This is a genomic window from Terrisporobacter glycolicus ATCC 14880 = DSM 1288, from assembly GCF_036812735.1.
GTDB classification, from domain to species: Bacteria; Bacillota; Clostridia; order Peptostreptococcales; family Peptostreptococcaceae; genus Terrisporobacter; species Terrisporobacter glycolicus.
Map to the genome: position 1 here is coordinate 3,477,782 of NZ_CP117523.1, position 21,552 is coordinate 3,499,333.

Below are 21,552 nucleotides of genomic sequence, written 5' to 3' on the forward strand. Positions count from 1 at the left end.
TTACCCCCTTTATGCAGCTACTTTAAATGAAAATTCTCCTGCTAACTCTAGTACAGTTTGATCTCCTATAGTATGTTCAATTACATTGTAACTTTCAAGAACAACTGAAATGTCTTCTTTAGTTGGAATAGAATCTTGATTTTGTGCATCTTCATATCCAAGAATTATATAATCTTTCATCACACCTTCATCTGCTACTTTAATCTGTACACGACCATCTGTTGATGACCACCCATCATTATTTACATTAGTTTGGCTTCCTAACATAAAGTTATAACTACTAACTAAAGCATTCAGCGCCATTCTAAATATCAATGTTCCACTCATTCTTATTTCATTTATATAAACTTTTATTCCTTTAACAGTTTGTCCTGTACATGGATTTACTATATCATTTGTAATAAATGACTCTTCTACTACATATATATTTAAATCATCAGTAGATACTGCTACAGAAAGTTGATTTTCGTCATTATATAAAAAACCTTCAGGTACATTTATAGTTGCACTAAAAGGCAACGTTACATTATCAACGCAATTCATTAATAATCCTCCTTTTAATTAGGTTTAGAGGGTATCTCAATCCCTATTAGTATAATATGAAGGTTTTTGGTATTAGTTACTATATTTTGTCAATATTTAGCATATTTATAAGAGAGGTGTATTATGAAGTTTAAAACTGTTAATAAAAATATTTTTACCTACACAAATAAAAATGGAAATTTTATTGCCCATCACAAAATAGAAAATATAAGTCTCTTCAAAGAATACACTATTCTGTTTAATGGTATGAGCGAAAAAAATTTATCCTCAATTAATATAAAACTTTTCAAAGAAAACGATGAGTGTGAAGAAGTCTTATTAAATATAAATAAATCTTATAAATTTAGAAACAAAAATATAGATAAAGTTGAAATAGATATTAATTTAAAAGAAGATACTATTTTCACCTTGAAAGTTTTGGAAGAACCTATTTTATTTAATGAAAATACTTATGAAGTCTCTAATATGGTAAAAGAATTTATGGATAAAATTGATTCTGATTTATATGATAAAACTGTTATTATTCCCACTTTTAATGTAAAAATAGCTTGCATCTTAGATGAATTTTCTTACGACTGTTTTTCTTATGATTGCAATCTTCTTCAACTAAAATCCATGACTTGGGAGAAACAAATAAAAGATTTTCATCCAGATTTATTATTAGTCGAGTCTGCTTGGTATGGCATTTGTAAAACGTGGATAAAAAAAGTAGCATGTGAAGAAAATTTGGATGAAACTTTGTATAGCCTGATAAATTACTGTAAAGATAATAGTATACCTACTGTATTTTTTAATAAGGAAGGGCTAGTCAACTTTTCTTACTTTGAAAAATCCAGTTCTGTTTTTGACTATATCTTTGTATCAGATGAAAATATAATTCCCTATCAAATAGAAGCTTGCAATCACAATAATATATATCCTTTATCCTTTGCGGCACAACCTAAAATTCATAACTCAATTAATAAAAATAAATACAAACTTGGTGAAATTGCATTTGCTGGTGGATGGTATAACGATATACACAAGGATCGATTCAATGATTTTGAATATATCGTTAAACCTGCCCTAAAATATGGTCTTCATATTTATGATAGAAATTTTCATCAAAGGGAAATGTTAGAATTTATAGAAAAATATTGGCCACAGGAGTATTTAAATAATATTGTAGGAAAGCTTGATTACAAATATATGGTGGAAGCTTATAAAAATTACAATGTTTTCTTAAATGTAAACTCAGTGCAAAATAGCTCCTATATGGTATCTCGTAGAGTCTATGAAATTTTAGCTTGTAAGACTTTACTTTTAACTTCTTATTCAAAATGTATTAGCGATAATTTCAGCGATTATGTTCTTATTTCAAAAAATAAAGATAATACTATGGACTATCTGGACAAAATCCTTAGCAATCCAAGTCTTTATGAAAAACAAAGTAAAAAATCTCAAAGATATATACTTGAAAATCATACTTATAAAAATAGATTTATGGAAATTTTTAATATTTTAAATATAAACTATAACAAACCTATACCTACAAACATTGGATTAATCTGTATAATAGAAGACATTTCACATATAGAAAATATAGCAGAGATAATTTTAAATCAAGAATATACTCCTACTTATACTTACCTTATAATCAATAGAAATATAAATATAAACTCTTGCATAGATTTGTTAGATATAAATAATTTATACTATAATTTTTATTCTGAAGAAAAAGATATTTGTCATATTATCAATTATATTCATAGTTTAGAACATAATGTTTCTCACTATGCTTTATTCTACTCAAAAAACTACTACGGTCCAAACTATCTTCGTGATTATGTAAATATTCTATCTTATACTAATGCCTCTATTATTGGAAAGTGCCAAGTATATGAAATAGATTATAATCATTTTGAAATAGCTATTTGCTCTTATAAAGATTCTTATGTAAAAAAGGTTTATAAGGATACTTTATTCTGTCATAAAGATTATTTATTATATTTGACCTTGTATAATGATAACTTTTCTTGTGATTATGTTTGTAGTAGTGATTTAGTTATTTATTCTGATGATGAGTATAATTTTATAAGAAACATAGTAGACGATAGAAATAATAGAAGTAAATATATAGATTTTATCTCTATATAAATAAGCTATGTCTCAAAAAGACATAGCTTATAAATTTATTTTTTTAATATTATTAAATTATTATAATATTATGGTGTTATTACACCCTCATAATCTAATTCAACTGTTCCATCAACTGTATATAAATAATAATCTACGCCTTCTAAATCTTGTAATCTAGTTAATTTAGTAAAAAATACTGGTTTAACTAATGATGTATCAATTTTTGGTTCCACACCTAGTGGTAATACTGTTAGAAGTGAATATGCTGTCTTATATTGAATTTCTCCAGCATATATTTTTGTCTTAGTTACTGTATCAAATAATAAAACAGAGTAGTTAACACCTCCAACTAATATAACTTTTTCTAGGTATGCTTGCCCAGTTATAGTACCTTCACCACATGGATTTTGAACTTCAGGATAATCTATAACACCTTCTTCAATTGTATCAATTGAATCTAAATGACCTAAGTTTATATATACTGCAACATTGTCAGGATTAGTTATAAGAGTTTTATCTATCTTTAATAATGATTGTGGTAAAACATTTTGGTAATCACATGGTATACTCATTATTTTAGCATCCTCCTTTAAAATATACTTTGGCACTTTAGTGCCTTCATCTACCTCTAATTCATTTACCTCTGTAGTTTCTAAACTTGAATCTTCTTGGCCCATTTTATTTGAAAATAAATTTTTAAATAGTTCAAACATATCAGCTAGTCCTTTCTATTTAGAATTAAACTAGCCCATAAGCTAATTTAAACTCTCCTAATAAAGTAACAACTTTATTTTTAGATTGTTCTTCCTCATAAGTTGAGCCTAGTTTTAATGATTTTAAGGTAACAGTTAATAGCCCCGGATCTATATCTTCATCAGGTAAAACAAATGCTACTGTCATATAATCGTTTTCTCCATCTCTTACTTCCACAAATCCATCAGCACTGGACCATATATTTCCACCAATATTCACTTTATCCTGTAATTCTACGGGTATTATTAATGGATCTGATTTAATACCGTGCCCAGCTACTCTATAAACTAAAACACCAGAGACTTTAACCTGTCCAAGTTTTACATTTACATTATTTACTTTAGTTTGACATGGTCCTACTATTTCCGAAACTGGATAGTCTACAATATCTTTATAAACTATTAATCCATCAGTAGATACTGCTATAGAAAACTTTGTAGCATCAACTAAATCAAATGTTGCTGGTACTACATAAGATGCTGAAAAATTTAATATTAAATTATCAGTACATTTTATATCTGCCATTTTCTTTCCTCCAATACTCTTATAATGAGACAAATCTTTTGTAAGATCCTTATCTCTTTTATATACTATGAAATTACGCTATTATTTGACACTTTTTTTACTAAATAAGGATTTTAATATAATTAGAAATTATAGAGCTATGCTGTAATTTATTTCATTTATGATTAAATATAATATTTCATTTTTCTCATCAAACTTTAAATTTTCAATATTTTTTTTACTATTATCTAGGGAAATCAAAGTTAGTATATTTATATTTTGAGATTTTTTCTTAAAGGTGATTTGACATGTATTTGTTAAGGTTTCTGATTTTTCGCATATAACAGCTACTGGCTCTTCTTTATTTGAACTATAGTATTTGGAAGTGAATTCATTATTTATTTGTATAATTTCAACATTATCATTGATTATGCATGTTCTACTATCAAGTTGTGTTACATTGTTTTTAGGTGCCACATTATATAATTGAGTATATTCTTTTTCTGATTTACTTACACCCTTATCATAAATAAATATGATATTTGGTTTAAATAAGATTAATGTTCGATATAACTTTGTATCATTATATGAAGTATTTTTTCCCTTCACCATAGAGTAGTATTTATTTGTTACAAAATCTGTTATCTTTATTTTTTTAAAGCTATCTTCTTTTTCTACTAATGCATAACTTTCATTTTCTATCAAAAATGTATTGTGAGCCTTCTGACTTGTAAGATATCTTCGCTCTTTAGTATCTCCATACCCAAAATGGCCAGAGTCCACAAATATATCTTTTCCTCCATAATATAACGTAAATGATAGATCATCGTAATGTTTATGGATTGTTGAAGAATAGCCACATATAAAGGATAGCCAAGTCGAATTTATAGGATTTTCTTTATTTTCATATTGAAGATAAGCTATGCCTGCTTCATAATCAAAAAAGTCTTCATAAAATTTATCCTTATTTCCTATTTCCATCTTTCCATTATCTCCTATGGCTGGTAGCTCCCCATTTGGCTTGACTGCATAATTAAAGTAATTATTTGCTTTTTTTAATTTTATTAATATATTACTTCCTAGAGATAATCCTATTGTATTTAAGAATTTTTCAATTTCTTCATACATGCCTTTAACAAAAGAATGATAAAACATGGAGTTTTCCAAATGTACTCCTTTATATGAAAAATTATTATAAAAGTTATCTTTTAACCTATTTAAAGCCTTTGATTGTAACATTTCTGCTGATTTGCCTTCTATTACAGATGCACAAGAAAGAAGTGCTTTGTCCAACATCATTCCATGATTATATGATTTATAGTTCTTATCATCATATAGGTAATTTATGTGTTTCATAATTAGATTTTCATAAACTTCACTATCTAAAAAAATAATATCTTTTGCAATTAAATAAAAATGTAAAATATTTTGTGATCTAAAAGCTGTTGTATGATCGTACCAAACCATTTTATTTATTTTTTCATTTTTTACATAATCAATCCAAGATGCCATAATACTATTTGCTTTTTCAATATATTTTTTATCCTTAGTAATTTCATAAGCACTGGATAAGTAGCCTACACTATCCAATGTATGCAAATACAAAGAATAGGTATCCAGGTTAATTTCATGCTTATAATCCCAATCTATGCCCTTATCAAAATTAATAGATTGTAACCCACTTAGTAAAAATATTTCATTCTTAAGCGCCTTATTTGCTATATCTACGCTATTATTATTCAATGGTGCCAGTCTTACTATGGAATTTTCATCAAACTTTTTAAAAATCATTATACTCTACCTTCTCTCAAAAAATCTTCTTAAATCTTTGTCTTTTACATTCCATCTTCCTTCGTAAATATCATATATCTCATATAATATTTTCTCCCCATATTTTTTTTCATTTGCCTGAAGCATCTTATTATATAAATAGTGCTTAAAATGATATTCTTGCTTTGTATTTAAATAAGATTCCAAAATCCCAAAATTTTCAAATATTTTTTTCTTTCTTTTTTGAGACATGAAATGACCATCAAAGTATTCATTATTAATACTATTTGTTAATGAGCCGTCTCTATCTTTGTAATATAAATGTATAACTTCATTTATTACCTTTACTTTACGTGATAACAACATGACTTCATAGAAAAATACAGTGTCTTCACCTATTCCTTCCATAGTCACATTATTATTTAGTATTATAGATTTTTTAACTAACATAGCTTGAATACTATTCACACTAAAATTATTTTTTATAATAAGATCTTTTGTATTTGTTATTTCTCTACAATCAAAATTATAATATTCACAAATATTATAGTAATTTGATATCTTTTTACTAGAACCTTCCACAAACTCATAGTTTCCTAATATAATATCAAAATCACAATTCTCCAATTGTTTGTATAATTTGTAATATCCATCATTTACAGCTTCATTATCTGGATCCAGGTATGTTATATAATCACAAGTGGCAAGTTCAGCCCCCTTATTTCTAGGTCTAGATGCATTGCCACTACCTCCTCTTGGAAAATAATAAGTCTTAACATTGTCATGTTCTATTTCTAATTCCTTTATAATTTTTATGGTTTCATCATCTGTTGATCCATCATCTATAAATAATATTTCCATATCATTAAATATACTGCTTTTCATAAGACTTTTCATACATCTGTCTTTTAAATACTGTCCATTATTATAAATTGGTACAATAACAGATATTTGATATTTTTTCATCTCAATCACCTAAATATCTATTTTTCTTCTTATTTTCTCATCTACCTCACTTCCATTTTCTATAAAGTTAAATTTGTCTATGGATAAATATCTGCATCCAAATCTAAATAAATCAATTTTATCGCTATTTATAATCTCTTCTATGCTATTTATATTTTTGTCTTTTAAAATGCTCGTTTTAAAAATTGACTTGTCTAAATCTAAGGAACTCACATACTGAAAATCTTCGTTCTCGTTTTGAATACTTATACTATCTTTGTTTAGCAGTTTATATTTGCAATGGCTATAAAAAGATTTCTTACCAATAATCTCTGCATCACTATATAATGTGGCATTAATTAAATCATTTATATAGTAAGCCCCATAATAATTATTTAAATTTATTACAGAAATATAATCACAATTTAAAAGTTTTATAAATTCATCTTTATTATCCAATATGTTTTTATTAATTATATAAATATTTTCCTTATCTTTATCTATTTCAATATTTATATTTTCATCTTTAATTATAATAAAAAGTTTTTTATCTCTATAAATTTGTCTTTCAAATATTGATTTTGCTTTAATATATCCTTCTTTATTATATACTTCACATATTAGAGCCACATCAGGAATAGTATCGTAATACTTAATATTTAATTTTTTTAAAATATAAACCATTCTATTTGTAGATGTGTGATTATTTAATACTAATCTCATTCCTTGAAGTGCTTTTTTCTCATAGTATTCTTTTTCATTCAATTTAACCATTTCTTCATAAAGCTCTTTTTCATCATCACTAGCTACTACTAGTCCTTCAAATACTTCTTTAACTCCTATGGATTTAGTACTTACAACAGGTGTATAAGAAGCCAAACCTTCAAATACCCTTCTCGCAAACATTGTAGGTGAATCATCAACAATATTTACATTTAGCATTACTTTGTATCCCTTATTGGCTAGTTGGATTTCATCTTGAGTTAATGTTCCTTTCACATATTGCTTATAATCATCTGGAAATGCATATTTATCAATACCAAGATTTAAAGTTCTATCATAAATATCCACTCCCCATGATTTTAAGGATGCATCTAATAAAAGCTTTATTCTTTCTCCCCTTTCTTTATATTCATCTCTGTAAAATGTTCCTGCAAAGCAACATTTCTCTATTCTCTTATCTATTATTTTTATGGGATTGTGTATAATTGGATTTGCTGCAAACATTAGGGGATATATATTATCGTGATTTACATATTTTTTATACTCATTAACAGTATTTTCATCAGAAGTAAATATATAGTCAAATAGTTTTGCCACATGTATGAATTCATTAAAGTTGGCAGGATCTTCTTTGTTCCAAAACACCGTTGGTATATTGTTATTATTACACCAAAGTATCACTTCTTTTAGATCTTCATTTCTTACCAAATTTCTTCCACTCATCCATGTACCATCATTGCCTTTCCACACAGATTCTATCATAAAAAAATCTGGATTTTCTTTTTCAAAAATTTCTTTCCAATTGTCTGGTCTTATTTTTATAAAATTACATATATCTTTAAAGCATGCATAAGTGAAAACATCAAATATACATGCTATTTTAATATCTTTCATTGTTTTATAACCTTTTTTATCATATATTGTTGTTTTATTCTCATCCATATTCATATTAATGTGCCTTAACGCAACATTAAACTCCTTTCTTTAATTAATCCAAAAATATAACAAATTATTTTCTTATTAAGATATGATATTCTTTTGTAAATAGTTCAGCTAAAGGATTAATAAATATTAAAGTTTTTTAAAATAAAATCTACAATATATTTACTTGCATTTCCATCTCCATAAGGATTTGATGCCTTTGACATAGCATTATATAAGTCTTCATTTAGCAAAAGCTCTTTTATACTATTATAAATACTTTCTTCTTTTACTCCTGTCAGCTTCAAAGTTCCAGCCATTATTCCCTCTGGTCTTTCTGTAGTATCTCTAATCACAAGTACTGGTTTTCCTAGATGTGGAGCTTCTTCCTGTATTCCTCCGCTGTCTGTTAAAATTAAATAAGATTCGTTAATAAAATTATGAAAATCAATCACTTCCAATGGTTCTATTAAGTGAATTCTATTATTCCCATCTAATATTCTCTTTGCGATTTCTATTACTTTTGGATTTAAGTGAACAGGATAAATAACTTGCACATCTTCAAATTCATTCACTATTCTTTTTATAGAATTAAACATATTTTCCATATTTTCACCTATGTTTTCACGTCTATGAGCTGTTAGCAATATAATCTTGTCATCACCTATTTTTCTTAGTAAATCATTACTGTAGTTTGGCAAAATAGTAGTTTTCAATGCATCTATTGCAGTATTTCCTGTTACAAATATTTTATTTTCATCTATCCCTTCTCTCATTAAATTGTCCTTTGACATAGGTGTTGGAGCAAAGTGCATATCTGCCAAAACCCCAGTTATTTTTCTATTAATTTCTTCTGGAAAAGGAGAGTATTTATTATTTGTTCTAAGGCCAGCTTCCACATGACCTAATTTTACTTGATTATAAAAAGCTGCCAAGCTCCCACTCATAGTCGTTGTTGTATCTCCATGAACTAAAACTAAATCTGGCTTTACTTCTTTAATTATCTTATCTATTTCAACTAAAGCTTTGCTAGTTATATCTACTAATGTCTGATTTTCCTTCATTACATTCAAATCGTATTGTGGGGTTATTTGAAAAGCCTCTAAGACTTGATCTAACATTTGTCTGTGTTGAGCTGTAACGCATACAATACTTTCTATATGCTGATTTTTCATAAGTTCTTTTAATAGTGGAGCCATTTTTATTGCTTCTGGTCTTGTTCCAAAAATAGTTAAAACTTTTATTTTCTTCATATCAATCCCCTCTTTATTTTTACTCATTTTTAATAATAGGATATTATAGCAATATATTTTCTTCTATAATATAACTAAAAATAAATTCTTTCTATTTCTTCATATTTTTTACTTCTAGCGTATTCTAAAAAGTTTTTAATATATTGATCTTTGACCTTAGAATAATCATATAAATCAATAATCTCTAGCATAATATTTGTAATTTCTTTTACTTGATTTTTATCTGCTATTTGTAATTTCTTCATATACCAGTATCTATAGAAATAATCAAATTTTATATCCATATATATATCTTTTAAACCATATGTCTCCAGCTTATTTGACATTTCTCTTTCCAATAAAAGAGATTTTCTAAAGAAATTTTCATTTATATTGTTAGTTTCAGATGTGGATAATGCCGCATAATAAATATGAATCATTTCGTCTATTACTTTTACTTTTTTAGAATTTAACATTAATTCAATAAAATAAAGAGTATCTTCTCCGATGGCTCCATCTACCATTTTTAAATTATTATTTACAATAAGACTTTTTCGAATTAAAGTTCCTTGAATGCTGATAACAGCAAATTTACTATCTATAACATGTTCTTTTGTATTTTCAATTGTTTTTGCTTCACAATAGTTCATAATGTTCTCTGCATCAGAAGCCTTTAGTACATTCCCTACCAACATATCATAGTCAGAATCATTTATTTCCTTATATAATTTTGCATATCCATCATTTACAGCTTCATTGTCTGGATCTAAAAAAGTAACAAAGTCTGTACTTGCCATTATGACTCCCATATTTCTAGGTCTAGAAGGACTTCCACTGCCACCTTGAGGAAATTTATATACTTTTACATTTTCATATTCTCTATTTAAACGTTCTACTATTGCAAAAGTATCTTTATCATTAGATCCATCATCAACTAAAATTATTTCCATTTCATTAAACATACTACTTCTTCTTAAACTATTAAAACATTTATTTAGTAAATGCTTTCCATTATTGTATACAGCTACAATAACTGAAAATTTATATTTTTTGTTAGTTTTTATTTCACCGTCAAATAAATTTTTTATATTCTTATATAATTTCTTTACCTTTAAAGTTTTGATTTCATAATTTTCCATATTTAACTCAAAATGGTCTATGGAATATCCATTTTCTAATGTTATACCTTTATTTAATGAAAGTAAAAAATCAAAAGAAAAAGCTTTTGCATCAAAAATCGATTTATACTTATCCTTCATTTTGCTAACGTAATTGTGCTCTATTCCAGCTACTATATCTTTGTTGCTATAATAACTATCCTTAGTTACATAATCACTATCCGTATATTTAAAACCATTAATCATATCCTGCAAATAATACTCTTCATAATAGTAATCTTCTTTGAAAAATGTAATAAAATCATATTGATTATATAGTTTTTTTGCCTCTTCTTCTTCTACCAAATATTTTTCCTCAAATACTTGATTATCAAACATACTAACTATATTAGATGTTATTTTGTTTGATACTACTAAAACTTTCTTTTTTGTATTTCCACGTAAACTTGGATCAACTGTTTGTACAATAAATGATATTCTGTCAAATACACATTGATCTGACATCACATTTCTTATACCATATACTTGATGCTTGTAAATTTCTTCTTCACTAAATCCATTTAAAATATGTTCAACTTCTGACTCATTGTGAATTATAAATATATTAGGATTGTTGTCATTAACTGCAATACTATAGTTGGACAATATACAGTTTCCAAGACCTTGGGCTTCATAGCATCTCATAGCACACATGGTTGGGCTATATTTTATACTGTTTAAATTTATAATCCAATCATATAATTTGTGTATTTTTTGCAAATCTTCATGATTAACAGCTGGTGATGTATATGGAATATATTTTTGGGGATAAAAATAATTCTCTTTATTTAGATGAAAATTCCTATCTATAATATCTAATTTTTTACCTGAAGATAATACTCCATCAAATATTTTCTTCATATCCTCACCTCTATGAGGATATCTCTTCATCCAACTTCCTGCAAAAAGTATTTCATTTAGCCTCTCTTTATTTTTCATACCTATAGGATTATGAAGTAGAGGATTAATTCCAAATTTAGTTAAATAAACATTTTTATTATTGCAGTCATTTTTATAATCATTCATTTTATTACTATCTGTTGTAAATATATAATCACATTTTTTCGCAATATTTATAAATACGTCATAGTTACTTGGATCTTCTATACTTTGAAATATAGTAGGAATTCCTTTTAACTTACATAATTCAATCACCTCATATACTCTTTCTTCTTTTAAAACTCCATTGGCTTTTCCACCTCGCCAATCATTATCTTCTATGCCTGACCAACAAGTTACAAACATAAACATATCTATATTATTATTTTCAATTATTTCTTTATATTTAAAGTAGTTAACGTAAATTAAATTTACAGAGTCCTTGTAATAGTTATACATAAATTCATCTGTAATAATTGCAATATTTTTATCTATCTTTTCGAAATATCTGCTGCCATTACTGGTCGGTATATCTTTAATTAATTTCATTAATTTATTATTTAATTCTTTATTATAATTTTTGTCTTTATAATCTTTAAAAGATTGTTGATTATCATATGTCATCTAATATTCTCCTCTCTCAAGATGATTTAGTAGATAATAGGCTACATTATTATCTATTAAATATTATGTAAAAAATATAAATCTGTTACATTTGAAGATATTTTGTCATATTATAAAAATTTTGTGTTATATATGTTCAAAAGTATTAATTAGTAATAAAATAAGAGAATTATATAAAGTTATATAATTCTCTTATCACAATCAACTTACGCCTTATTTATTAATTCTTTCCTTCTTATACTTAAAACTTTTTCGTCTTACATATTCTTCAATTTGATTTTTGCAAATATTATATACATCTTGGCTTTTATAATTTAAATACCAAGATATTGTAAAATCTAACATTTCGTCTAAGCTTAAAACTGGACTCCAACCTAATTGGAACTTTGCTTTTGAAATATCTAAGAATAATCTTCCACCTTCATGAAATGATTGCTTTGAATTTATACTTAATAAATTTTCTTTACTTAGAAGATTTGAAATTTTATTAGTTATTTTATCAACAGTAATTATTTCATTTATTTCTGGCCCAAAGTTGTATGCTCCAGAGTAATCAAGAGGATTTTCATACATCTTTTCAGCCAATAATATATATCCATCCAAAGGCTCAATTACATGCTGCCAAGGTCGAATACTTTTGGGATTTCTTATTATAACCTGAATATGGTCTTCATAGGCTTTTATACAGTCTGGTACAATTCTATTTTCTGACCAATCCCCTCCTCCTATTACATTACCTGCTCTCACTGAACTTATTTCTTTCTCATGCATATAATAGTCATCTTCATTAAAAAAAGAATTTCTAAATGAATTTATAAGTAGCTCACAACACGCCTTCGATGAGCTATACATATCATACCCTCCTAAGGTATCATCTTCTCTATATCCCCAAATTTGTTCTTTATTTTCATAACACTTATCTGTAGTAATCATTATCCCAACTGCTTTTTTATTAATATTTTTTATACATTGTAAAACATTTAATGTACCCATCACATTTGTGCTATATGTGTCAAAGGGCTTTAAATATGAATCTATAACTAAGGGCTGAGCAGCTAAATGAAAAACCACATCTGGACTATATTTTTTAAATACACCTTCTAATTTATCAATATCTCTAATATCACCTTTTATATCAGTTATTTTATTTTTTAAGTTACACAATACATAGTTGTCCTTTTCATGTTTTGGTTCTAAAGAATAACCAATAACATTTGCACCTAGCTCCAATAAATATATACAAAGCCAAGAACCTTTAAATCCTGTATGACCAGTAACTAGGACTGTTTTATTACTCCAGAATTCACTTTTCATAGAATCACCTACTTTTAATTTATATTAAATTTACCAAATCTTCCATGGTGCCTTGTTGGAATTCCATAAATCATTTAAATAATTTTTTTCTTTCAATATATCCATACATTGCCAAAATCCATTGTGTTTATATGCATTTAATTGATTTTCTTTTGCTAAGTTTTTAAGTGGTTCTTGCTCTAAAATACAATCATCACTGTGTATATAATCAAATATTTTATAATTTGTCACAAAAAATCCGCCATTAATCCATTCATCTTCTTCTGTGACTTTTTCCCTAAATTCTTTTATAGCATTTTCATGTAATACTAACGATCCAAATCTATTAACTGGTTTAACAGCTGTAAGAGTTGCTATTTTATTGCTTTCTTTATGGGATTTTATTAATTCACTTATATTTATATCTGACAATCCATCACCATAGGTAAACATAAAGTCATCTTCGCCTATTAAGCCTGCTATTCTTTTTAATCGACCACCTGTCATACTATTAATTCCTGTATCTACCAAAGTTACCTTCCATGGATTTTTTGATTTTCCATGAATTATAGTTTCAACTCCACTAATATAATCAAATGTTATATCTGATTCATACATATATAAATTTGAAAAAAATTCTTTTATTTTATTTCCTTTATATCCCAAGCAAATTATAAAATCATTAAATCCATAATAAGAATAAATTTTCATTATATGCCATAAGATAGGCATTTCACCTATAGTTACCAAAGGTTTAGGAATAGTAGATGTTTCTTCTCCTAATCTAGTACCAAATCCACCTGCTAAAATTACAACTTTCATATACTTCACTCCTAATTTTAGGTACTGAACAACAAAATACAATATTTCTATTTTATTCTTCTAATATAACTTATTTTTTGAAATAAAAAATGTTACTAAAAGTCCTAATTTTATATATTTATCTACAAATTTTTATCATGTCATATATTTTTAACTGAGATAATACTATGAATAAGAAGTAAAACATTTATCCTAAGAAGAAGGGAGTATTTTTTATGTCTAAATTTATAGTTACAGGTGCAACAGGATTTATTGGTAGCCATCTTTGCAAAGAGTTATTAAATAGAAATCATAAAGTTGCTATTATATGCAGGGAAAATAGCAACATGCAATTATTAAATGATATTATGGATAAAATTGAAATTTTTTATTTTGATGACAACTTGGATAATATGATAAATTTTTTTATTCAAACAAAAGCTGATGGAGTATTTCATATTGCTGGTTTAACTATTATTGAACATAAACCTAATGATATAAATTCATTAATAGATAGTAATATTAAGTTTTCAACTCAGATACTAGAAGCTATGAAAGTATCTGGCATGAAAAAAATAATAAATACAGGAACTTGTTTGCAACATTATAGCAATGAGAAATATAACCCATCTTGTTTATATGCTGCCACAAAAAAAGCATTTGAAGATATTTTAAAATACTATGTAGAAGCATATAAATTTCAATCAATTACTTTAACCTTATTTAATGTTTATGGTAAAAAGGATTTTGGAAAGAGATTGTTAAGTGTAATAAATCACGCTGCCATAAATAATCTCCCCTTAGAAATGACTTTAGGATATCAAAAAATAGATTTAGTATATATTGATGACGTAGTTGATGCATATATATATGCCTTTGAGCTTTTCACTAAAAATTTTTTTGAAAATAATCAGTGTTACGGCGTTTCTAGCAAACAGGTTGTAACCTTAAGAGAGTTAGTTTCTATTTTTGAAGAGGAAAATAAAGTTAGTTTAAATATTAAATGGGGATATAAACATTATAGATTTAGAGAAAATTTTATTCCTTGGAGTGATTACACACCCCTACCAGGTTGGAATAGCAAAGTTACTTTGCAAGAAGGTGTAAAAAAGATTTATAAATAATTAAATAAAATACTATGGATCTAGTTTAGATAAATCCATAGTATTTTTATAGGTCTAAATCTAGTATATAAAATTATTTCCTTCTTGGAATCATTAACTCTTTTAAAATAATTTCCTTTTCTTCACTTTCTATTATTTTCTTATCAGGTCTATTATCAAACCTAGATGAAATATTTTTTTCATGAACTAGAAAAACAAAATTTAATCCTGATAATATTTCATGATTTAACTTTATGGCACCACAATGGCCACCTTCTAAAACATATCTTTCTCCACTTAAATAGTCTAAAGTTTTGTAAACAAAAGTATAAAATGGAGGAGAAAAATAATGCCACATTGCTAATCTATCATTCAAAACATCATATACATATCCATCTTGACAAATAATGCATTGCAATCCATCATAATAATTCATTTCATTTAACTTCCCCATAAAATCAGGGGCGTACATATCATCAGAATCTATACGCACAATATAAAAAATGTCACTATCTTTTATATAATCATTGATAATTTCATCTGCTTCACTATCTTTTTTAAATAAAATATTATTTGGAAGGGGTTTGTACTTTGAAAGTGCATCTAAAACTAAATCTTCACTTGAATCCCAGTATCTAACTATGGTAATAAAATCTTGATTACTTTGATTGATAAGGCTTTTAGCTGTGTATTTCATAAAAATATCAATTCTATAATCTATCCACTCTTTTGTAAGAGATATTTTACCCCACTGAGAATTTATGTCGAACCTTGTATTTAAAAGTATTTGAACTATTACTTTTTTATTCATAATAACCTTCTCCTTAATAACTTCTTTCTATTTTTATACAATAATAATTATATTACTTGCCATTTGTATCTCTATATAATATTCCAACATCTTCTTATGGTTACTATATAAGTTCTACTCTTCTCAGTACTAAAAATCCCCTGAGATAAATTAATCTCAAGGGATTTATATTATTCATTATTTAACACTGGTGATAGTGATGTATCATTGAAGAATGTATTGGCATTGTATAAATAAAGTACTTCATTTACATTTTCTTGTTGCATCAAACTATCTATATCTTCGTAGTAGTATCTTGGGTCAACTATTATTATTTTACTAAAGTCTTTAACTAAAAATGGTATAAAGCTATTAGCATAAGAATCTTTAAATATTAATAAAGTCTTATTATTAGTAGTATCTGTTTTTATTTTTACTAAAGGATGATTTCCTTTAAGGAAAACTTCATATTTATCTTTTTGCTCCAGTGCTTCACTACTATAAAGTGTAGCTGTTCTTTCTTGTTCTTCAGCATAATCTACTACCACATTCTGCGAATCTCCTTTTGTAGGTAAATAAACATTTACCTTATCTCCTTCTTTCACATGATATCCACTCTTTGATGATAATGCTCCATAGAAGTTATTAGAAACCATTTGTTGTGTATAATAGTCATCTGGCATTTCTTTAAGGTTCATGGCTTTTTCTAATTCTTTGTATGAATAAAATGCTCCTAAAGATGTCCAGTGATGATCTGTTTTATAGTAAATATATTCATTTCTATGGTCATGCATAGTTTTATAGTTATCTACAAATGACACGCTTTGTGGCAACTTATCTTTGTAAGACTGTAAATAAGCTTCTTGATCTATCACTGGTGCATCCATAGGAAGCTTGTCCTTCAAAATGCTTACTGCCGTTGGAGAGATTAACATATATTGTTTTATATTTTTGTATCTAGTAGAAAAATTATTTATAGCTTGTAGATTCTCTTTCACTGCTTTCTCATTAGGCTTAGTAAAGTTCTCTACTAAGTACCCATCTTCTCCTAGGAAAACTCCATTGGATTCTTTTTTGCCTACTAATTTATCCATGTTTATCTTTACATTTGTAAAGAAGTCTCTTCCTATAAATTGGTCCACCACATAATCTTCAAACTTAGAAGTAAATCTTCCTTCTAATAATTTATCAACTGAAAACTTTGGCTTTCCTGCCAACATTCTATTTTCTGTTTTTGAAAAAGTTTTATCTTTTGTTATTACATTAGCCCCAACAAATAATACTAGAAAAAGTACAAATAATAATGCTGAAGTTTTATAATATTGTCTTTGTTTATTTTTATCTTTTCTGTTCATGTTTTAATCACGTCCTTTCCTAGAATCTAAAGTATAGGAACGGATTATAAGTTTCATTTACTAAATAAGCCGTAGCTAAAAATAGAATTACCATATATGTTATTAAAGACGCATTAATATATACTGACTTTGATTTTACAATTATTCTATCTAAAATATTTTTTATAATAGGTGTAGAGCATATTGCTAAAATCACAAACATTATTGCGTTTGTATATAAATAGTAAATTCCTGCACTATCCATAAGCACATGATTTCCAAGCCCAAACATTGCTTTTAAATATTCCATAGCATAAGATAAGTTTGGACTGGCAAAGAATACCCATCCTATCATAACTAATAACATGGTATAAATATGTTTTATAAATATTGGTACTTTTTTTAATATATTTTCAAATACCATTTTTTCTAATAAAAGAATTACACCGTAATATAATCCCCATACTATAAAGTTCCAACTTGCTCCATGCCAAAGTCCTGTTAAAAACCATACGGCAAATATATTTCTTATTTGTGTTCCAAAACTAACTCTATTCCCCCCTAAAGGTATATAAATATATTCTCTAAACCAAGAGCCTAAAGATATATGCCATCTTCTCCAAAATTCAGTTACACTTGTCGAAATATATGGGAAGTTAAAGTTTTCTATAAAATCAAACCCAAACATCTTACCTAAACCTATGGCCATATCTGAATAACCACTAAAGTCAAAGTATATTTGTAATGTATAAGCTATTATTCCTATCCAAGCTGTTAATACTGACATACTGCCAAGATTCATGGCACTTATTGTTGTCCATATAATCCCTATATTATTAGCAAGCAGTACTTTCTTTCCTAAGCCTTGAATAAAACGTTCCACACCTTCTCCAAACTTTTCAAGAGATTCTTCTCTATAATTTAATTGCTCTTCTATAGTTTCATATTGAACTATAGGTCCTGCCACTAGTTGTGGGAACATAGTAACATAAGCCCCAAAAGAAATGAGGCTTCTTTGCACATTAACTTTTCCTAAATACACATCTACAATATAAGATAATACTTGGAATGTGTAGAATGATATTCCCACTGGTAAAGCCAATTCATTAAAAGGAATATTAATTGAGAAAATACTATTAAAATTTCCTATTATAAATCCTACATATTTAAAGAATACTAAAATCCCCACATTCACTAAGAGTGTAAATATAAAAAATTGCTTTGCTTTATTTCTATTTCTTTTATACTTATTTATTTTAAGTGCCATAATGTAATCAAATATAATCGTTCCTATCATAAGGAATATGTACACAGGTTCCCCCCATGCATAAAATACTAAACTTGTTAGCAATAATACTGCATTTTTAAATTTTCTTGGTGAAATATAATAAATTAAAAGTGAAATTGGTAAAAATGTGAATAAAAAAACTATACTACTGAATACCATTTTAATCGCCTCCTCTGAAATGCTACTGCTTAATACTATTTAAAAATGCTTCTTTTATTTGCTGTGCATTTTCAGAGATAGCAAAAAACACAAAGTTTCCCTTTGATTTTAATTCATAATTATCAACTAAAGCACTTTGCTCTGGACCATATCCAGAAAAACTTTGTAGTTGATATTTAACCCTTGACTCAATACTATCTTCTAAGGATTCAATTTGAGATTTGTCTTTTACCTTCACTATTAATACTTCACTTACATCCATTGTTGACTCTGGTGTATATAAAGCTACACCATCGTAGTCATTGGCATTTAATTTATAAAAACGTTTTAGAGATTTGCTATCTCCTTTTTTCATTTTGTCAAACTTTACTTCTTGTTGCATTTGGCTTTCTATTTGATCCACACTTTTATCATCATTAACTCCGCAACCAACTGCAATTACAGTGGTTATTAATAGAGTTGCCATTAGCAACTTCTTTTTTAAATTAATCTTCATATCTGTCTCCTCCCTTACAAATTAGCCCTTTGTACTAACAACTCAACCCATTTTTTATTAAATCCAGGCTTGAAATGTATTCCATCAATCTCATATGAACTTTCATCCACTATTGATGAACCATCTATGTAAGTAACTCCTAGCTCATTACACATGTTCATGATAGCCGCATTAAATGCTGAGACATTTTTTAATTCGGGAGATTTGCTCATTGCTTTATTATTAACTTCAAATATTGAGTTTACATAAATTTTTGTATTTGGTAATTTAATTTGAATATCTTTTATTACTTTTTTATATTCATTTATAAAATCAGAAGAATTGCCATATACCTGTACATCATTTAATCCATAAGTTAAGAAGATGTTTGTTGGAGCCAAATTAATAGCTTTATTTATATCTCCTTCTTTTTGTGCACTTATAAGATTCCTTCCTTTATAAGCAACTACTAGTGAATTGTTTAAAATTCCATAATATAATATGGATTCTGCTCTCGAATCTCCCAGTATAACTGAGTTTGAAAATTTATCTATAAGATTAACTTTTTCATTACTATTTTCTTGATTTATGTTAACTCCTTGCAAACTAGATTGTACAAGGTTAATTTTTTTTTCTGATTGTAATACATCTTTTTTTTCTAATTCTTTTACTATTTCAATTCCTTTGTCAACTTGTGCCTGTTCTATCTTTTTCTGCTTATTAAGGACATCCATACTGTCACTAAGATTCACTAACCCTATTACGGCTACTAGTGATATTGTTGAAATTGCCCATACTCTCTTTTTAATAATAACTCCCCCCTCGCTGTTAACTTAGTTTTCTTATTAAATATTATTATAACATTATAATAATATTTAAAAAACAATTATTAATAGGTAAAATATACAAAATAATACTTTTTTCTACAAAGGCAAAATATATAATTAGATGTGAAATATTTTTCCTTAAGCGTCTTAATCTAAAGTATTATCTTTATAATTCTTTAGTCTAAACCTATTTATAAATAAAACTAATGTTATTCTTTTTTTATAAGTCATATATTTTGTATTTAATAATTAATATTAAATACATTCTTATCACGGTTTATATTTTCATATATGACTCTGTAGTCACCTTTAGTATAAAGCAAAGAATATGCTCATTCAACATACTTTTTATTACAAATTTGATATTTAAAATTTCATTTTTTTTAAAACTTTTATTAATATAAACTACATGAATTATCCACAAATAAAATGATTTATAATTCCTTGCAATAAAAAAATAACCCCTTTTAGATATGAATTTAGTTATATCTAAAAGGGGTTTATTTTTTTCTTTTAACTAACAACAACAATTATCATCAAAATTAAATAATAGCAATATTATTAAAATTATCCAGATCCATATACTGTCATCGTCAAATATATCATCAAATATGTTCGTAGCTAAAAGTAAAAATACAATAGCTATTACTATCAATAGTCCTCCATTAAATCCGCAATCGTCCCCGCCAAAAAATCTTGATAAAGTATCCTCTAACTTCGCCATGTCACTCCCCCCTTAAAGTCAAACGGTTATCTTACTATATACTAATATATGTTTTCAAGCACAAATAAGTTACTTCAATAAAGTTTTTATTCATAAGCGTATTTAGCTCATCTTGGCTTTCATTATTTGCTTTAAATACTAATTTTAAGCATTCTTCTTTATCTTCTTCATTATATTCACTTATCACATCTATTAGTAATTCTATCGCTGAAGTTTTGATTACTTTATATTTGTCAAATAAAAAAGAAGTATGTGAATTTTCCATTCCCTTTTTTATCTTCATTAATCTAGATATATATTCCCCTTTTTTATTATCAACTTTACCCTGATTTTCCATCACCTCTTGCAAAATAACATTGCTCTCAGTAACATAATCTTTTATTTTATTCATATCTATAAGCAATGAGTTATAAAATAGACAACCAAGTATTATAAAAAAAGCTGTAATTGACGATAATAATAATCCTATGTTTTTCATTACTCTTCCTCCTAAAGTTATTATCTATATTAAATTTATATTCATTATTTTAAAACTTTAGGACTTTTTTTGATTATATATTGAAAAATTGACCATATTATATTAAACTAC

Annotated in this window: 19 protein-coding genes; 2 read left to right on the forward strand and 17 right to left on the reverse strand. The window is 26.6% G+C overall.

Translation table 11 applies throughout. The annotated features are described in order from the left end of the window. Positions 1-9: 9 nt before the first annotated feature. Positions 10-543 carry a hypothetical protein gene (locus TEGL_RS17020; RefSeq protein ID WP_018591675.1) on the reverse strand — a complete coding sequence of 178 codons (534 nt, stop codon included), beginning with the start codon at positions 541-543 and terminating at the stop codon, positions 10-12. A gap of 123 nt (positions 544-666) precedes the next feature. Between TEGL_RS17020 and TEGL_RS17025 the strand changes: the two genes are divergently transcribed. Next, a complete protein-coding gene (locus tag TEGL_RS17025) occupies positions 667-2,679 on the forward strand; it encodes a CgeB family protein (RefSeq protein ID WP_018591676.1) in 2,013 nt (670 codons plus the stop codon). Between the two features lie 68 nt (positions 2,680-2,747). On the opposite strand, the gene TEGL_RS17030 is transcribed toward TEGL_RS17025, so the two are convergent. From TEGL_RS17030 to rfbF, 9 genes are all read right to left on the reverse strand, one after another. Beyond that, positions 2,748-3,374, reverse strand: coding sequence for a hypothetical protein (locus tag TEGL_RS17030; protein ID WP_018591677.1), 627 nt, complete (start codon positions 3,372-3,374; stop codon positions 2,748-2,750). A gap of 25 nt (positions 3,375-3,399) precedes the next feature. Further along, entirely contained in the window at positions 3,400-3,939 is a 540-nt protein-coding gene (locus TEGL_RS17035) for a hypothetical protein (protein ID WP_018591678.1), read from the reverse strand. 129 nt (positions 3,940-4,068) lie between these two features. Then, positions 4,069-5,709, reverse strand: a complete 1,641-nt coding sequence (locus TEGL_RS17040) for a heparinase II/III domain-containing protein (RefSeq protein WP_018591679.1) — start codon at positions 5,707-5,709, stop codon at positions 4,069-4,071. A gap of 6 nt (positions 5,710-5,715) precedes the next feature. After that, on the reverse strand, positions 5,716-6,654 hold the full coding sequence (locus TEGL_RS17045; RefSeq protein ID WP_018591680.1) for a glycosyltransferase family 2 protein: 939 nt from the start codon (positions 6,652-6,654) through the stop codon (positions 5,716-5,718). Between the two features lie 9 nt (positions 6,655-6,663). Then, positions 6,664-8,298, reverse strand: a complete 1,635-nt coding sequence (locus TEGL_RS17050) for a CgeB family protein (protein ID WP_026255154.1) — start codon at positions 8,296-8,298, stop codon at positions 6,664-6,666. A gap of 119 nt (positions 8,299-8,417) precedes the next feature. Further along, positions 8,418-9,530 (reverse strand): non-hydrolyzing UDP-N-acetylglucosamine 2-epimerase, encoded by a 1,113-nt coding sequence (gene wecB / locus TEGL_RS17055; protein WP_018591682.1) that lies wholly within the window; start codon positions 9,528-9,530, stop codon positions 8,418-8,420. Between the two features lie 74 nt (positions 9,531-9,604). Further along, positions 9,605-12,169, reverse strand: coding sequence for a glycosyltransferase (locus TEGL_RS17060; RefSeq protein ID WP_018591683.1), 2,565 nt, complete (start codon positions 12,167-12,169; stop codon positions 9,605-9,607). A 213-nt stretch (positions 12,170-12,382) separates the two neighbouring features. Then, positions 12,383-13,483: a CDP-glucose 4,6-dehydratase gene (gene rfbG, locus TEGL_RS17065; protein ID WP_018591684.1), complete on the reverse strand. Its 1,101-nt coding sequence runs from the start codon at positions 13,481-13,483 to the stop codon at positions 12,383-12,385. Between the two features lie 30 nt (positions 13,484-13,513). Continuing rightward, a complete protein-coding gene (gene rfbF / locus TEGL_RS17070) occupies positions 13,514-14,284 on the reverse strand; it encodes a glucose-1-phosphate cytidylyltransferase (protein WP_018591685.1) in 771 nt (256 codons plus the stop codon). 215 nt (positions 14,285-14,499) lie between these two features. Between rfbF and TEGL_RS17075 the strand changes: the two genes are divergently transcribed. Further along, on the forward strand, positions 14,500-15,387 hold the full coding sequence (locus TEGL_RS17075; protein ID WP_018591686.1) for an NAD-dependent epimerase/dehydratase family protein: 888 nt from the start codon (positions 14,500-14,502) through the stop codon (positions 15,385-15,387). A gap of 73 nt (positions 15,388-15,460) precedes the next feature. On the opposite strand, the gene TEGL_RS17080 is transcribed toward TEGL_RS17075, so the two are convergent. The 7 genes from TEGL_RS17080 to TEGL_RS17110 all read right to left on the reverse strand — a co-directional run bounded on the left by TEGL_RS17080 (position 15,461) and on the right by TEGL_RS17110 (position 21,441). Beyond that, positions 15,461-16,177, reverse strand: coding sequence for a hypothetical protein (locus TEGL_RS17080; protein ID WP_018591687.1), 717 nt, complete (start codon positions 16,175-16,177; stop codon positions 15,461-15,463). Between the two features lie 170 nt (positions 16,178-16,347). Continuing rightward, positions 16,348-17,511: a DHHW family protein gene (locus tag TEGL_RS17085; RefSeq protein ID WP_018591688.1), complete on the reverse strand. Its 1,164-nt coding sequence runs from the start codon at positions 17,509-17,511 to the stop codon at positions 16,348-16,350. A 19-nt stretch (positions 17,512-17,530) separates the two neighbouring features. After that, complete coding sequence (locus TEGL_RS17090; protein WP_018591689.1) at positions 17,531-18,937, reverse strand: MBOAT family O-acyltransferase; 1,407 nt, start codon at positions 18,935-18,937, stop codon at positions 17,531-17,533. Positions 18,938-18,959: 22 nt separating this feature from the next. Beyond that, entirely contained in the window at positions 18,960-19,433 is a 474-nt protein-coding gene (locus tag TEGL_RS17095) for a DUF4358 domain-containing protein (protein WP_018591690.1), read from the reverse strand. A gap of 14 nt (positions 19,434-19,447) precedes the next feature. Beyond that, positions 19,448-20,164: a GDSL-type esterase/lipase family protein gene (locus TEGL_RS17100; protein ID WP_338460364.1), complete on the reverse strand. Its 717-nt coding sequence runs from the start codon at positions 20,162-20,164 to the stop codon at positions 19,448-19,450. A gap of 592 nt (positions 20,165-20,756) precedes the next feature. Further along, complete coding sequence (locus TEGL_RS17105) at positions 20,757-20,963, reverse strand: hypothetical protein (protein ID WP_018591692.1); 207 nt, start codon at positions 20,961-20,963, stop codon at positions 20,757-20,759. Positions 20,964-20,997: 34 nt separating this feature from the next. Beyond that, positions 20,998-21,441 (reverse strand): hypothetical protein, encoded by a 444-nt coding sequence (locus tag TEGL_RS17110; protein ID WP_018591693.1) that lies wholly within the window; start codon positions 21,439-21,441, stop codon positions 20,998-21,000. Positions 21,442-21,552: the final 111 nt, after the last annotated feature.

What these genes read in the sequence shown, in the direction of transcription:
- TEGL_RS17020 (WP_018591675.1), bottom strand. Translation starts at nt 543, where the DNA reads ATGAATTGCGTTGATAATGTAACGTTGCCTTTTAGTGCAACTATAAAT.
- TEGL_RS17025 (WP_018591676.1), top strand. Translation starts at nt 667, where the DNA reads ATGAAGTTTAAAACTGTTAATAAAAATATTTTTACCTACACAAATAAA.
- TEGL_RS17030 (WP_018591677.1), bottom strand. Translation starts at nt 3,374, where the DNA reads ATGTTTGAACTATTTAAAAATTTATTTTCAAATAAAATGGGCCAAGAA.
- TEGL_RS17035 (WP_018591678.1), bottom strand. Translation starts at nt 3,939, where the DNA reads ATGGCAGATATAAAATGTACTGATAATTTAATATTAAATTTTTCAGCA.
- TEGL_RS17040 (WP_018591679.1), bottom strand. Translation starts at nt 5,709, where the DNA reads ATGATTTTTAAAAAGTTTGATGAAAATTCCATAGTAAGACTGGCACCA.
- TEGL_RS17045 (WP_018591680.1), bottom strand. Translation starts at nt 6,654, where the DNA reads ATGAAAAAATATCAAATATCTGTTATTGTACCAATTTATAATAATGGA.
- TEGL_RS17050 (WP_026255154.1), bottom strand. Translation starts at nt 8,298, where the DNA reads ATGGATGAGAATAAAACAACAATATATGATAAAAAAGGTTATAAAACA.
- wecB (WP_018591682.1), bottom strand. Translation starts at nt 9,530, where the DNA reads ATGAAGAAAATAAAAGTTTTAACTATTTTTGGAACAAGACCAGAAGCA.
- TEGL_RS17060 (WP_018591683.1), bottom strand. Translation starts at nt 12,169, where the DNA reads ATGACATATGATAATCAACAATCTTTTAAAGATTATAAAGACAAAAAT.
- rfbG (WP_018591684.1), bottom strand. Translation starts at nt 13,483, where the DNA reads ATGAAAAGTGAATTCTGGAGTAATAAAACAGTCCTAGTTACTGGTCAT.
- rfbF (WP_018591685.1), bottom strand. Translation starts at nt 14,284, where the DNA reads ATGAAAGTTGTAATTTTAGCAGGTGGATTTGGTACTAGATTAGGAGAA.
- TEGL_RS17075 (WP_018591686.1), top strand. Translation starts at nt 14,500, where the DNA reads ATGTCTAAATTTATAGTTACAGGTGCAACAGGATTTATTGGTAGCCAT.
- TEGL_RS17080 (WP_018591687.1), bottom strand. Translation starts at nt 16,177, where the DNA reads ATGAATAAAAAAGTAATAGTTCAAATACTTTTAAATACAAGGTTCGAC.
- TEGL_RS17085 (WP_018591688.1), bottom strand. Translation starts at nt 17,511, where the DNA reads ATGAACAGAAAAGATAAAAATAAACAAAGACAATATTATAAAACTTCA.
- TEGL_RS17090 (WP_018591689.1), bottom strand. Translation starts at nt 18,937, where the DNA reads ATGGTATTCAGTAGTATAGTTTTTTTATTCACATTTTTACCAATTTCA.
- TEGL_RS17095 (WP_018591690.1), bottom strand. Translation starts at nt 19,433, where the DNA reads ATGAAGATTAATTTAAAAAAGAAGTTGCTAATGGCAACTCTATTAATA.
- TEGL_RS17105 (WP_018591692.1), bottom strand. Translation starts at nt 20,963, where the DNA reads ATGGCGAAGTTAGAGGATACTTTATCAAGATTTTTTGGCGGGGACGAT.
- TEGL_RS17110 (WP_018591693.1), bottom strand. Translation starts at nt 21,441, where the DNA reads ATGAAAAACATAGGATTATTATTATCGTCAATTACAGCTTTTTTTATA.